This window comes from Acinetobacter pecorum, assembly GCF_014837015.1.
Lineage (GTDB): Bacteria > Pseudomonadota > Gammaproteobacteria > Pseudomonadales > Moraxellaceae > Acinetobacter > Acinetobacter pecorum.
Genome location: NZ_JACSPT010000005.1, coordinates 1 through 14,504, shown reverse-complemented (window position 1 = coordinate 14,504; position 14,504 = coordinate 1). Strand labels below are relative to the sequence as shown.

The 14,504-nt window shown below is 43.4% G+C and carries 10 protein-coding genes and 1 pseudogene; all 11 read right to left on the bottom strand.

The genetic code is table 11. The annotated features are described in order from the left end of the window. Nucleotides 1-172: 172 nt before the first annotated feature. The 11 genes and pseudogenes from H9629_RS05035 to H9629_RS04985 all read right to left on the bottom strand — a co-directional run bounded on the left by H9629_RS05035 (nucleotide 173) and on the right by H9629_RS04985 (nucleotide 14,400). Nucleotides 173-2,179 (bottom strand): esterase/lipase family protein, encoded by a 2,007-nt coding sequence (locus H9629_RS05035; protein ID WP_191730617.1) that lies wholly within the window; start codon nucleotides 2,177-2,179, stop codon nucleotides 173-175. A gap of 119 nt (nucleotides 2,180-2,298) precedes the next feature. Next, complete coding sequence (locus H9629_RS05030; RefSeq protein ID WP_064102024.1) at nucleotides 2,299-3,255, bottom strand: ABUW_2363 family tetratricopeptide repeat lipoprotein; 957 nt, start codon at nucleotides 3,253-3,255, stop codon at nucleotides 2,299-2,301. Nucleotides 3,256-3,375: 120 nt separating this feature from the next. Beyond that, nucleotides 3,376-4,209 carry a serine O-acetyltransferase gene (gene cysE, locus H9629_RS05025; protein ID WP_318245698.1) on the bottom strand — a complete coding sequence of 278 codons (834 nt, stop codon included), beginning with the start codon at nucleotides 4,207-4,209 and terminating at the stop codon, nucleotides 3,376-3,378. After that, a complete protein-coding gene (locus H9629_RS05020; RefSeq protein WP_144723939.1) occupies nucleotides 4,185-5,033 on the bottom strand; it encodes an RNA methyltransferase in 849 nt (282 codons plus the stop codon). Before H9629_RS05020 ends, cysE begins: the two co-directional genes overlap by 25 nt. Before the next feature lie 37 nt (nucleotides 5,034-5,070). Continuing rightward, nucleotides 5,071-8,643, bottom strand: a complete 3,573-nt coding sequence (gene dnaE / locus H9629_RS05015; protein ID WP_191730615.1) for a DNA polymerase III subunit alpha — start codon at nucleotides 8,641-8,643, stop codon at nucleotides 5,071-5,073. Between the two features lie 346 nt (nucleotides 8,644-8,989). After that, nucleotides 8,990-9,685 (bottom strand): methionine ABC transporter permease, encoded by a 696-nt coding sequence (locus tag H9629_RS05010; protein WP_064095981.1) that lies wholly within the window; start codon nucleotides 9,683-9,685, stop codon nucleotides 8,990-8,992. Next, complete coding sequence (locus tag H9629_RS05005) at nucleotides 9,682-10,707, bottom strand: methionine ABC transporter ATP-binding protein (protein WP_064095982.1); 1,026 nt, start codon at nucleotides 10,705-10,707, stop codon at nucleotides 9,682-9,684. Before H9629_RS05005 ends, H9629_RS05010 begins: the two co-directional genes overlap by 4 nt. A gap of 73 nt (nucleotides 10,708-10,780) precedes the next feature. Beyond that, entirely contained in the window at nucleotides 10,781-11,656 is an 876-nt protein-coding gene (locus tag H9629_RS05000) for a MetQ/NlpA family ABC transporter substrate-binding protein (RefSeq protein WP_191730614.1), read from the bottom strand. A 582-nt stretch (nucleotides 11,657-12,238) separates the two neighbouring features. After that, a pseudogene (locus H9629_RS04995) lies at nucleotides 12,239-12,795 on the bottom strand (GNAT family N-acetyltransferase). Nucleotide 12,796: 1 nt separating this feature from the next. After that, a complete protein-coding gene (locus H9629_RS15590) occupies nucleotides 12,797-13,099 on the bottom strand; it encodes a TIGR02391 family protein (RefSeq protein WP_404793680.1) in 303 nt (100 codons plus the stop codon). Between the two features lie 153 nt (nucleotides 13,100-13,252). After that, nucleotides 13,253-14,400 (bottom strand): IS3 family transposase gene (locus tag H9629_RS04985; RefSeq protein ID WP_191730612.1). Its coding sequence is split into 2 segments (ribosomal slippage): nucleotides 13,253-14,154 and nucleotides 14,154-14,400, totalling 1,149 coding nucleotides; the frame shifts between segments, so codons are not numbered across the junction. Nucleotides 14,401-14,504 lie beyond the last annotated feature (104 nt).

Sequence of the window (14,504 nt, the reverse complement as noted above, 5' to 3'; positions counted from 1 at the left end):
GTAGCAAGTCTATCAAATTTAATTTTTAGAAAGAAAGGAAATTCTAAGGGAATGTTGAAGTTAGGGTCCCTGATCTGTCGCGATGAGTTTTTATATATCCCATCTGTATTTTTTTTAAAAATTAACCACCGGATGCGAACATGCGGTGGTTAAGATAAATCAAGAGGATAATTTATTCTGGATCATAAAGACCGAGGTCTGAGAGATGTAATCTGAGAATCCGGCGCAATTCCAGCACGGCTTCAGGCGTTTCCTGAATCGAGTGGCCGCCCTTAATGACCTTGTTGGATACAGCACCATTTAGATAAGCACTCTCATATGAAACAATATCATCGCTCATGAGCTTGGTATCTTGCGTATCTACGGTATTGCCGATAATAGAATGAAATTTGATATTTTTAGAAGGCTGAATATCCTCAGTTAATGCAGTAAATTTTGAATTTTCACTGAGATCGCTCGGACCATTTTGAATCAGGTCATGCCCCAGTTCTTTAACAAACTCCTTTAACCCGATCTCACCTTGCAGGGTATCGGCAAAGGCACCCAAAAATGCACCCGGTATCCGGATAATTTTACGGGCCAGTTTGGTATGCCAGCGATCGGCATATTCCGTTCCACGATGTGGAGTTGCCAGGAAAATGGCCCGGTTAAAGTTCGGAATAGGCTGCATTTGCAGGCGTGCTTTAAATAACGGATTATCCTTAAACTGTGCAATGCGGGTATTTTGTACCAGCTTAAATGCATCTTGGGTAATATCGGCCTGACTGACCATTAAACGGGCAATCACACCTCCCATGCTGTGTCCGACCAGTACGGCATCTTTTTTGGCTGGAGTATTGTTCGCGACCTGGGCAAAGCCTTGCTGAACCAGTGCATTAATTTGAAAACGGCTTTCCAGAATCGGCATATTGGTTGAATAAAATACCTGCCAGACCTGGAAATTTTCCCTTAATACCGGATCACCCATAATATCATTGGTCAGACGAATCCAGGCTTCAGGACTACTGGCCAGGCCATGAATCAATACCAGCACTTTCTTGTTCGGATTATACGGTTCCAGCATGTACAGGTGTGGCATGCTCAGACTGTCTTCACGATTAATCAGGGTCAGATAGGCTAAACGCCCCAGATTGTTTTCGGCTAGCCATAAACCGTAGGGCGCTGAAAAGTTGGCAGCCAGCGCATATTCTTTCGAAGCCACCTTGATCTTTTCATGTTTATAAGGATCATGGAGTTTCAGGTAAAATTCCGAGGTAGATAAAATCTGTTCAGTCGAATTTGCTGATTTGGGTACCGCAGTGATAGTTGTGGCCAGATATCGCGCTGAATGAATATTGGGATTTATGCCATGGGGGTATTTGTGCTTGAGCGGATCGGCAATATATTTTTTATCCTGCTCAGACTGCTGTTCTTCTGGTAAAACCACTAAAAATTCTGAACCAAAACCATCACGACGGGTAATGGAACGCAAGCCTGAAAAGTTCATGTTATAGGTAGACATGAGCTGTTCAATAGTCTGGTTTTTCAGCTGCGGAAAATTTTCCAGATCAAGGGTGTAGACACTGTCGCCAACTTGAATTCTTTGGCCGGAACGTTTGGTTTCATAACGTTCAGCATAGCGCTGAATCAGATGGGCAATTGCCAGGTTATAAAAATCACGGATCTGGACCTGGCGGTTATCAAAAATACGGTCTTGAGGTGCGCGCTCAGTTTTGAACAGATAGGCATAGCTATAACGAATGCTTTTATCCAGCATGGTGAGCTGCTGATCCAGACATTTCTGGATATTCTGTTTTTGCAGCTGCTGTTTTTCCTGTGACCGGGTTTTGCTCAGAACACTGGTATTGCACTCGGCTGACTTGGCATTTTGCAAGGCATTCGCCAGATACAATTCACTTGCTGTAGAAAGTAATTGTTCATCTAAAATCTGAGGAATATCTTTAAGATCATTCACACATTCTTCAGGCTGTTCAACACAGACCTGTGCTTCACGTCCAGTCATGGACAATACATTCAGGCTGGCTTCGCTGAGTTTGTCACGGGTCAAGATACTGTCACGTTCATTGTTGAGTGTGACATTAACGGCCTGTTCCTTAACACTGACCACCTGACAGCCGCTGAGTACGCTGGTGATGAGTAAAGTGCAAAGTATTAATCTTTTATTAATTTTCTGAGGCATAAAAACTTTTCACTAAATCAGGCTATAAAGCGGAGTAATGTTTTGTATTTTACTAATTTTTTCTCATAAAAATAGACCGCCGTAGCAGTCTATTTGTAATCAGAAAACAGAAGTGTTGATTAAGGTGTAGCAGGGGCTGGTGTTGAACCAGGATTTGCCGGCGCTGCTGTGGAGGTCTGCATGACTTGCCATACATTCCAGCGGCCATTATTTTCAATTTCCTGAATCAAACGGTCCGCCACTTCAGCTTCTTGTGGATATTTGGTTTTATAGTTGCTTAAGGTCTGAATGGCATTTTTCTTATGCTCTAAGGCAATATAGTTATTGGTTGCAGAAAGATAGGCTTCCTGAACGCCTGCTTTCATGGCTTTATCCAGATATGGAATCGCTTCACGTTGACCGCCACCTTCAGACAGGCCAAATCCGAACCAGAAGTTGACTTCAGGATCATCTGGATTCACTCGCAGAATGCGTTGTGCGTAGGTCAGGGACTTGGTTGTATAAATTGAACCCAGATCCAGATTGCGTCCCATCACGCTGGCTTTAAAAGCACGCAACAAAACATCAAAAGAAGCATTTGGACGGGCAGCTAGAGTATCCAGCTGCTGGCTGACGTCACGCAGTTTGGCTTCAAAACCACGGCGTTCCTGACGATCACTGAAACGCGGTGGATAATGGCGTGCCTTGCCTTCGACCATTTGCAGGAAATCATCGATTTCAGTGATATCGATTTCATTGTCATTTGCCAGCGCAGCATAACGCATAGTCCGGGTATTGCTGTCCACCGTCGGAATAATCAGTTTATTGACATCTAGCGTCAACTGCTTGGATGGATCATTCGGGTCTGTCACCACCATCTTGGTTACAGGCTGGGCTGCAGCTTTTTGCAAATGCACTTCAAAGAGAGGCGGTTCATTATAATTAAAAGGATTTAACGCATAAAATGGAGGAGTAATAGCCGGTTCAACAAAAACAAATTCTTCCGATTGTTTTGATGCAGACTGTTTTTGGGGCATAGTTGAACACGCCGCAATGCTGAGTGTTAAGCAAGCAAGTGCCAAGGGCTTAAAGGTCATAATATTCGTCCATTCTGTTATTTTTTAAAAACAGCCAAGTACATAAATAGCATGACTGTCAGTCTATGAAAACTATAACGGTCATGCAAGTAAACCTGTGTTACAGAACTAAAGCTAGATTCAGGCTTTGGATTGGCTGGTCTGCGCTTCACATTCACGACGCGCTTCTTCCAGAATCTCCAACTCTTTTTTGCTCAAAGGCTGGTTATCTTGCTGTTGCTTTTTAAAGGTCGGATCTAACAAAGAAAGGCGATTGCACAAGTTGTTCATGCGCTTTTCATTTTGTTGAATACGATCCAGCAAAATTCGCATACCTTCCAGAATTGGGTCAGACTGGTCTTCAGTGGCTGCATAAGGCTGGAAACCAATACTTTCTGCATAGTCGCGGCGACGTGCTTCAGCATCATCTTTGGGTTTGTCTTTGATAATCAAACGTGCCGGGTTACCTACCGCGGTAGCATTTTCAGGTACGGCTTTGGTAACTACTGCATTAGAACCAACCTTGGCATTTTTACCCACAGTAAATGGTCCGAGAATCTTGGCACCGGCACCGACCACCACGCCATCTTCTAAAGTCGGATGACGTTTGCCTTTATTCCAGGTGGTTCCACCCAAAGTCACGCCATGATACAGGGTGACGTCGTTGCCAATCTCTGCAGTTTCTCCAATCACGACACCCATGCCGTGATCAATAAAGAAACGACGGCCAATTTTTGCACCCGGGTGGATTTCAATACCCGTAGCAAAACGGCTGAACGAAGACAATGCACGTGCAGTTCCTTTATAGTCTTTATTCCATAGCTCATGTGCCATGCGATGTATGATCAGTGCATGTATGCCTGGGTAAGTCGTTAAGACTTCTAAAGTATTGCGTGCTGCAGGATCGCGCGCAAAGACAGCTTGTATATCTTCTTTGAGCTGTTTCAGCATTAGATTTGATCCTCGTCCTGTGATGATGTTTTTGAAGATTTTTTCCAGGTGCCGTTGTTCAAGGCCTGAACACGGCTGAAAATACCACGAAGTAAATGATATTCCATACGATCTAATTGTATACGTCCAAAGAGACGACGCAAGCGTAAAGGCAATAATCTTGGATTTTTTGGGTCCATAAATTCAATTTCTGCCAGCATTTTTTCCAGATGTGGATAAAACTGCTCCATCTCTTTATGGGTTACCAGCGGTTCATCCCATTCCATTTCAATGCCATCAATGACCTGCATGGTAGCTTTGGGATCACGCGGATGTTCCACCTGATCCAGTGCAGCCATGCGCAGTTCATAGCAGATCACCTGTATTGCCTGCGCAACATTCAATACGCCGTAGTCGGTATTCACCGGAATAGTGAGATGATAATTGGCCATCGCCAGCTCTTCATTGGTCAAACCACGGTCTTCACGGCCAAACAGAATTGCTATTTCCTGGTGCTCTTGAACCACAGCTGAAAGTGCTTTTTCAGCAGCAGGACGAACATCCAGAAGTGGCCAGGGAATCGTACGGCTACGTGCGCTGGTACCGAAAACGATCTGGCAATCATTGATCGCTTCTTCGAGTGTGTCGACAATTTCAATCTGTTCAATCAGATCAGTCGCACCCGCAGCCAGCGCATCAATATCCGGATGTGGATAGGTTTTTGGAGCGACCAGTACCAGTTTGCATAGGCCCATGGTTTTCATGGCACGTAAGGCACTGCCGATATTGGCAGGCAGGGTAGTATTAACCATGACAATACGCACATGGGAGAGATGTGCTGAAACAGCAGCATTGTCAATTTGACTCATGAGGATTCCAATTTTAAGGTTTTTTAAAGATGAGGATTTATGAATATTGGGGGTGAGACTCAGCTTCATATTGTGCCAGAGCATCGTCCATACTCATGCCAGTTGGTGGCGCAGGAACATTTATCGGCTTGGCCTGTTCATAAGACACGGCTTTGGCAGCTTTGGACTTGACCTGATATTCAATGTGCAATGCTTCTTTACCAAAATAGTCACGCAATTTGGCTAAGAGTTCATCCAGTGGCGCGACCTTCCAGCTTAACCCCAGATGCAGTTCAGTGCTTGCATAGTCATAATCCAGATATAAAATCACGGGAATATGAGCGCTCATATCCACATTGGTATAAGGCATCAGAATGTGTTGCAGGTCGCGGCTAAGCGTTTTGCTGTAATGTGCCACCTGCAGGGTAATCTTGATACTATTGGCACGTTTCTGGCGGATTTCGTTCAGGCTAAAAGCTTTGGTCAGACGTCCCATCGGACGGTCAAAGCCTTCACGCTCATAGATTTCACCTTCGATTACCACGACTTTATCGAGCTGGATGACTTCTTTAAAGCGGTTAAAGCGTTCGTGATTGGCTGAAATCTCAATCCGTGCCGTACCATCATCCAGGGTCATCATCATGCGGTTCGGGAAGTTGGCAATATCCACGACTAGTCCTGCAAACACGGTGGTGACACCACGACGGGTAGGTGTCAGTTCATTGATCTGACACGGTACAAAAGCTTTCAGCTCATTACGATAGACATCAATCGGATGTCCAGTCAGATACAGACCAAGTGTATCTTTTTCACCTTTGAGGCGAACTTCATCTGCCCACGGCTTAACCGGTTTGGCAGGTTTACGCTGAACTTCCTCAACTTCACCAAACAGGTCCATGATACCGGTTTCACGGTTCTGGCGAGCCTGATCTGCAGCCTGCACTGCTTCAGGGAGCTGTGCCATCAGGTCGGCACGCTCGATGCCCAAACAGTCTAACGCACCGGCGCGAATCAAGGCTTCTAAAGTCCGTTTATTGATTTTTTTCAGGTCAATACGGTGACAGAAGTCAAACAGGTCTTTATATGGACCATCTTTTTGACGTGATTCAATCACTGACTGCATGGCCGCTTCACCGACGCCTTTAATCGCTCCTAGACCATAGACAATGGTTTTCTCATCGGGAGCATGGAACTGATAGATCGACATATTGACGGATGGTGGTAATACTTCCAGATTATTCTTGCGGCAGTCATCAATCAGGAACACGACGTTATCGGTATTCTGCATTTCCGAAGACATCACCGCTGCCAGGAACTCAGCGGGATAATGCGCTTTCAGCCATGCCGTCTGGTAAGCAACAAGTGCATAAGCTGCCGCATGCGATTTGTTAAAACCATAGCCGGCGAATTTTTCCATATAGTCGAAGATATGGTTAGCAGTAGCTTCATCAATATCTTTTTTCGCAGCACCTTCAATGAAGATCTTACGCTGCTTGACCATTTCCTCAGGCTTTTTCTTACCCATGGCACGACGCAGCAAGTCCGCGCCACCGAGGGTATAGCCGGCACAAAACTGTGCAGCCTGCATGACCTGTTCCTGATAGACCATAATCCCGTAAGTCGGCTCTAATACGCCTTCTAGCAGGGGATGCAGATATTCAAAATCACCGCCGTGCATACGGTGAATAAAGTCAGGAATCAGATCCATTGGACCCGGACGGTATAATGATACGAAAGCAATAATCTCTTCAAATTTACTTGGGCGTGCTTCTTTCAGCATCTTTTTCATGCCCACGGATTCAAACTGGAAGACCGCCGTAGTATTGGCTTCAGCAAAGACCAGATAAGCATCTTTGTCATCTAACGGGATATAAGCAATATCCAGCGGTTTATCGCTCTGGATGCGTTTATTGATATTTTTAACCGCGTCTTCAATTACGGTCAGATTACGCAGACCCAGGAAGTCGAACTTCACCAAACCGGCAGCTTCGACATCGTCCTTATCGAACTGGGCAACACGTGCAGTACCATCGGCATCACACATTACGGCTGAGTAGTCAGTCAGTTTGGTCGGTGCAATTACCACACCGCCGGCATGTTTACCGGTATTCCGGGTAATACCTTCAAGCTTCAGCGCCATTTCCCAGATTTCAGAAGCATCTTCATAATCCGGGTTGGATGGATTGGTGACCACATCTTTCAGTTGCGGTTCTGCTTCTAAGGATTCTTCCAGGCTTAAGCCTAAAGGCTTGGTCGGAATCATTTTGGAAATACGATCGGCCAGGCCGTAGGATTTACCCAGGACACGTGCAACGTCTCGAATCGCACCTTTCGCTGCCATGGTACCGAAGGTGGCAATCTGAGACACCGCATCGCGGCCATAAGTCCGTGCTACATAGTCAATCACGCGGTCACGACCGGCGATACAGAAATCGACGTCGAAGTCGGGCATCGAAACACGTTCCGGGTTTAAGAAACGTTCGAATAGCAAGTCATAACGGAGTGGATCAAGGTCAGTAATTTTTAAACTATAAGCTACAAGAGAACCGGCACCTGAACCACGGCCCGGACCCACTGGTACACCATTACCTTTGGACCATTGAATGAAGTCCATTACGATCAGGAAGTAACCCGGGAATCCCATGTCCAGAATAATCTTGATTTCAAAGGCCAGACGTTCATCATAAGGTTGACGGATTTCCGGCCAGTCCTCACCACGTTGTTCAGGTGGATACAGAAAGTCTAGGCGTTCTTCCAGACCGACTTCACACAAATGGGTGAAATAACTGCCAATGGTATGACCTTCCGGAATCGGATAGTCTGGCAGGTCATTAAAGCCCAGTCGTAGGGTAACATTACAACGTCTTGCAATATGGTAGGTATTTTCAATCGCGGTTGGAATATCCGAGAAAAGCTCTACCATTTCTGTTGAGCTTTTAAAATATTGTTCAGGGCTATAGGTTTTAGGACGGCGATTGTCACCCAGCACATAACCATCTGCAATACAGACACGTGCTTCGTGCGCTTCATAATCTTCGCGTGCAATAAAGTGCACATCATTATGTGCGACTACACCGATATTATATTTTTTGGCGAGTTTGACCGCTTCTTCAATGAAAAGGTCTTCATTAGGACGACTTGTACGGGTAAGCGCTAAATATACGCGATTACCAAATTTTTCTACCCATTCCTGGAGTAAAGGTTCAGCTTTATCGGGGTTTGAGGTAATCAGCATTTTGCCAACATCAGATTGCATACCCAGCAATACAATCATGTCATCGTGCTGCTTTAAGATCCAATCTTTCTGTACACAAGGAATATCAAGCTGCTGGCCGCTAATATAACCTTCAGAGACCAGTTCAGTCAGGTTGCGCCAGCCTTTGTTGGTCATGGAAAGCAGGGTGACACGATGTTCGGCATCATTCAGGCGGATTTCAGAACCCAGAATCGGTTTAATGCCTTTATCCAGGCATTTTTTATAGAATTTGACTGCGGCATGCAGATTAGACAAATCGGTTAGCGCGAGTGCTGGCATCTCGTCATTAGCAGCAGCTTTGACCAGGTCTGGTATCCGTACGATGGATTCTGTAATCGAAAATTCTGTATGAATACCAAGATGAACAAAGTGCATAAATAAGTCCCTGCAAAAACCACTCGATAGTTTAGCACGGGATTTATTATTTCAGTTTGAAATTGAGGGGAAATGGCTAACTTTTAGGTCGAGTTTGAATTTGAATTTTTTTAAGCTGATTATTTAGTTAGTTGGTAGTAGATATTTTCTTTTACTTTTGACCCATCAAAAGTAACAAAAACCCGTTGTGGATCTGATGGTACATCCCTGTACCACAGACCAACAGGTGACTTCTTGTCGCCGTCACGTGAGTCAAAGTATTTTTCTATTCTAAATATCGAAAATATTTTACATCCTAAAAAATAAAACCCTCAAAAAGAGGGCTTTATTTACTCAGAGAATTAACTTAACGAAGTCGGGATAACCAGTCACCCACACTCTGTACAATCTGCACCAAGATCAATAATACAATGACAGTCATGATCACCACTGAGGTATCAAAACGCTGATAACCATAGGAGATTGCCAAGTCGCCAATACCGCCAGCACCGACAGCACCCGCCATCGCCGTAGCTCCAATCAGGCTGATAGTGGCAGTGGTCAGGTTTAGAATTAGCGAGCTACGCGCTTCCGGTAGAATAAATCTAAAAATAATCTGCATCGGTGTTGCACCCATGGCTTGTGCAGATTCGATAATACCTTCGTTGACTTCAAGCAGAGAGTTTTCTACCAGACGGCCAATATAAGGGCCGACATAAATAGTGAGTGGCACAATTGCAGCCCATGTGCCAATAGACGTTCCAACCAGAAATTTTGTCAATGGAATGACTGCAATCAGCAAAATAATGAACGGCAGGGAGCGCAGTGCATTCACAATCGGATTTAGACCATGATAAATCACACGGTTTGGCAGAATTCCGTTGGGACGAGTAACTAATAGAGTAATCGCCTGAATAAAACCCCAGATACAGCCAAACAGCATCGCAAAAAACACCATATGGAAGGTTTCTTGCAGTGCGGTCACGAACTGGTCCATCGACAGCGAGCTTTTCCAGAAAGGTGAAGTAATCGTGGTCAGCCACTGTACAATTAACTCTCTCATTCCTGTACTCCTGCCTGATCTACCTGTACGCCGTGATCTCTGAGATATTGCAATGCAGCATTAATTTCTGTGGAATTACCGAGAAGCTGAATAAACATCTGACCAATTACAGTCCCATTAATTTCAGTCATATTGGCAAACAGGATATTCAAACTGATATCAAACTGTTTGATGACGCCTTGAATCACGGTTTCCTGAGCTGAGCTGCCCAAGAACTTTAAACAGTAAATACTGTGATGATTCTGATTTTCCAGATTATTCAGAATATTTACGGGCAGGTTTTGCTGGAGCACCGTCTGGATAAAGTTTTTCGTGGTTGGATGCTGCGGCTGACTGAAGATCTGCAGGGTAGAGCCTGTTTCAATCACGTCACCTTTTTCCATGACTGCGACATAATCACACACAGTTTCAATTACATCCATTTCATGGGTGACCATGACAATGGTAATGCCTTGTTCCTGATTAATGCGCTTGAGTAGTTGCAGTACGGATTTAGTCGTTTGCGGATCGAGTGCTGAGGTTGCTTCATCACATAATAGGATCTTTGGATGATTCGCTAAGGCGCGGGCAATCCCGACACGCTGCTTCTGACCGCCAGAGAGTTCGTCTGGAAAAGCATTGCGTTTATGTTTCAGGTCAATGAATTCCAGTAGTTCCTCAAGACGCTTTTCCCGTTCAGATTTTTTCCACCCGAGCAGCTTCATTGGCATTTCAATATTGGCAGCGACTGTTTTGGTCTGCATCAGATTAAAGTGCTGGAAAATCATGCCGATCTGGGTACGTTCCTGACGCAATGATTTGGCATCCAAAGCAGTAAAATCTGTGCCATTAATCATCACCCGGCCTGAAGTTGGTCGTTCCAGCAGGTTAATCAGGCGAATCAGGGTGCTTTTACCCGCACCACTATAGCCAATAATGCCAAAGATACTGCCAGTCGGAATCTGCAGGTTGACCCGGTTCAGGGCATGTAAGGTCTGGCCCTTCAGCTCATACTGTTTGGAGATGTCTTTAAATTCAATCATAGTGTCAAATACTGCATCACGTATAAAAAAACAGGCAAGTTATCCTTGCCTGTTTTGAGTATTGATTATTGTATTACTTTGCTTCGGTCAAATAAGTTACCGGTTTGTTTACCGCAACTTTTGTACCGCCAAAGTGTTCATCAACATAGGCTTTCACAGCAGGAGTATGATACAACTGGCCAACTTTTTGAAGTACAGGATCATTTTGACGATCGGCTGCAACGGCTAAAACGTTCACGTTCATTTTGGTGCTTTGATCAATGGCTTCATAGTAAATCGCATCTTTCAATACGTTCAGCCCACCTTCCATTGCCAGAGTATTACCCAGAACAATCGCATCGACTTCGTCTTTTACACGTACTGCTGTTGCCATTTGAATTGGCTTGATCACGATCTGTTTCGCATTTTCAGTAATATCAGCAGGCGTACCTTTAACCAGATCAAAGTTTGGTTTAAGTTTTACCAGACCTGCAGATTGCAATAGTAACAGTGCGCGTGATTCATTTGCGCCGTCATTCGGAATGGCAATTGTAGCGCCAGTTTTAAAGTCTTCTACTTTTTTCACTTTGCTTGAGTAAATCCCCATTGGCTCAAGATAAGTCGTAGAGAGTGGCGCGATCTTTTGTGTATTGGCATCGTTATAAGCCACCAGATAGGCATAAGACTGGAATGCGTTGACATCAATTTCTTTATTGGCAACAGCGCTGTTCATTGCAACATAGTCAGTGAAGTTTTTTACATCCAGCTTGATACCAGCTTGCTTGGTTTCAGGGAGGGTCGCGATATAACGCCATACATCAGCGTCTGAACCAGTCGATGCCATGGTCACGGTTTGCAGTTCACCTGAGTCTTTGTTTTGTGCTGCATCCGTTGCAGGGGCTTCTTGTTTTCCGCATGCAGTTAAAGTCAGTACAGATGCACTGAGTAAAACGCCAAGTAGCTTCTTCATAAAGATATCCTAATTCTCATGTTGCCTAAAGTATATGCATTTTAAGGTCATGTTAAAGTGGAGTTTTATTACCTCTTTATCAGACCAGATCAATATCGCATTTGACTCCGACAGGAAAAATACAAATGTACTGCAACAGTTCAGATTGGTTTGATCGGCTTAGAGTTCACCAAATGCCATATACTTTTGCTATTTAAAGAGAGTAAATAGATATTTTTAAAAGACATAATCGCAATTGGTGCTCTGAATGCGCGCAATCATAGCAATTATTGTTTATTCAATATAGTGAATAAAAAATGATTTTTTATCTAATTAAGTGAATAGTTGTTTTATAAAAACATTAGTAATTACAATATATTATTTTTACTTTAAATGAATTAAATATTCATTTTGATGAAAAGTTGATCTTTATAATATTTTTGCCGATATTAAGCATAAAAATGTATATAGATAAATATAAGAAAAATATCTGATTTTTTGGGAAATCAAGAAACTCTAACGGGATAAAATTTTCCTTCATGCTCAATAGGCGAGGCAGAATCTGATCTTGGTTTTCTCAGGTCATGATACTGCAAGTATATTTTAACAAAAGGGAATATGCAGATAATCCGAACGCTGTTTTTCATAGAGTACGTGTCTACACAAGATATGATCGGCAGGTACAAGTGGATGATCAAATTCTCCCACTTTTTCTAAGTCAATGTTTTGCATGACACGTTCTGATGGCGTGTTGATGCATGCAGTAAAAGAAATGACTTTTTCAACTCGTAGAGTTCTAAAGGCATATTTCAGTACCGCTTTGGCGCCTTCAGTCGCATAGCCTTGATGCCAATATTGCGGTAACAAGCGCCAGCCAATTTCAGGGGCATCGGCAATTTTCAATTCAGGTGGATGAACATTCAGACCAATAAATCCGATGAATTCGCCTGTTGCTTTGAGTTCTACCGCAAAAAGTCCCCAGCCACGTGTTTCTATGGTACTGCGAATACGTTCAAGAAAAGCTGTTGCCTCGGTAGCATCGAGTTTTTTAGGGAAGTAATGCATACCTCGTCATCTGCACACATTTGGATAAAGGGTGCAGTGTCGGACTCTTGCCATTGGCGGAGGATCAGGCGAGGGGTTTGGAGGTATATTTTCATACTATCCTAAGTCATTTTTGATGGCTTCTCTTTCTAATAAATAAAGCTCATTAATAAGTAAAAATTCACGTATCGATGTTTGGGGAGATTTTGATACCTCATTATGAGCATGTTCGTTTCTGAAAGCCTTATAAATATTAGGGAAGAGTCTTGCTGTTGCTTGAGATGCTTTTTTATCTTCACTCTTACAAATTAATGGAGAATTTTCAGAACAGAAAGCATATTCAAATAATGCTGATGAATGTTTATCACTATTAACACGCTTTTGAACTATATTTTCTAATCTGATAAAAGCATTAAAAATCGAGCGATTAGGATCATCATTGAATTTAAGAGCAAGATCTAAAATGCGTTCATCAATTAAATGAAAAGGTAGTTGAGTTGGGTAGTATCGATCATTTTTTATTTGGTATTCAGTAGTCTTATAAATTGCATAGATTGAATAGCCACCAAAATTCTAGACACACATAACCATCTTTTGATGGGCCTTTTCATAATCTAATGGAGAACGCTGACCATTGGAACCATGTCTGCGTTTTGAATTGTAGAACATCTCAATATATTCAAAGATATCCGATCTAGCTTCAATTCTTGATGCATAGATTTTCTTCTTAATTCGTTCCCGCTTTAATAGCTGGAAGAAGCTTTCTGCAACAGCATTGTCATGGCAATTCCCTCTACGACTCATACTACTTTCAAGATTATGATGCCTGAGAAATGTCTGCCATTCATGGCTGGTGTATTGGCTGCCTTGGTCAGAATGGATCAAGACTTTGTTCTTTGGATTTCTTCGCCACAAAGCCATCAATAATGCATCCAAAACCAGATCTGTAGTCATTCTCGATTTCATAGACCAGCCAACAACAAGACGTGAAAACAAGTCAATCACAACTGCAAGATATAACCATCCTTCATGAGTACGGATATAGGTGATGTCAGTCACCCACAACTGGTTGGGATGAGTTGGGTTAAACTGTCGGTCTAAAGTGTTTGCGGCAACGACAGCTGGAGTACCAGCATGAGCTCTAGGTTTACGATAGCCACGCTGTGATTTAAGACCATTCGCCTTCATGAGTCGATGTACTCGATTGATCCCACAACTTTCGCCAACATCTTTCAAATCACAGTGAATCTTGCGATAGCCATAGACTCCACCAGATTCCAGCCAAAACTGTTTAATCAATCCTGAAAGCTGTTGCCGCTTCCTCGCAGTTTTACTGGTGGGTTGCTTTAACCATGCGTAATAACCACTGTGATGAACATCTAACGTTGAACATAAACGACGAACAGGCCATATCTTCTGGTTGTCCCGAATAAAGGCGTACCTCATTTGGACTGGCTTGCGAAGTACACCGCGGCCTTTTTTAAGATGTCCCTTTCTTCCGTGACCCGTTGCAGCTCTTTTTTTAACTTTGCTAATTCTGCACTTGGATCATTAGATTCTGTTGTCTTGGGTTGCTGTGGATCATAACGTTTAATCCAGGCATACAGGCTATGGGTAGTGGTTCCTAAACGTGCAGCGACTTCGGCCACACTATGACCTTTCTCAGTAACTTGCTTTACTGCTTCAATTTTGAATTCTTCAGGGTATCGTTTACTGCTCATAAGTACCTCGTTAATTAGCCATTTTATTGGACTGCTCCCAGTATCTTAGACATGAGATAGCCTCATTTTGAAGCTGTCTCGAATGCTTCTGGGCTCATACCATC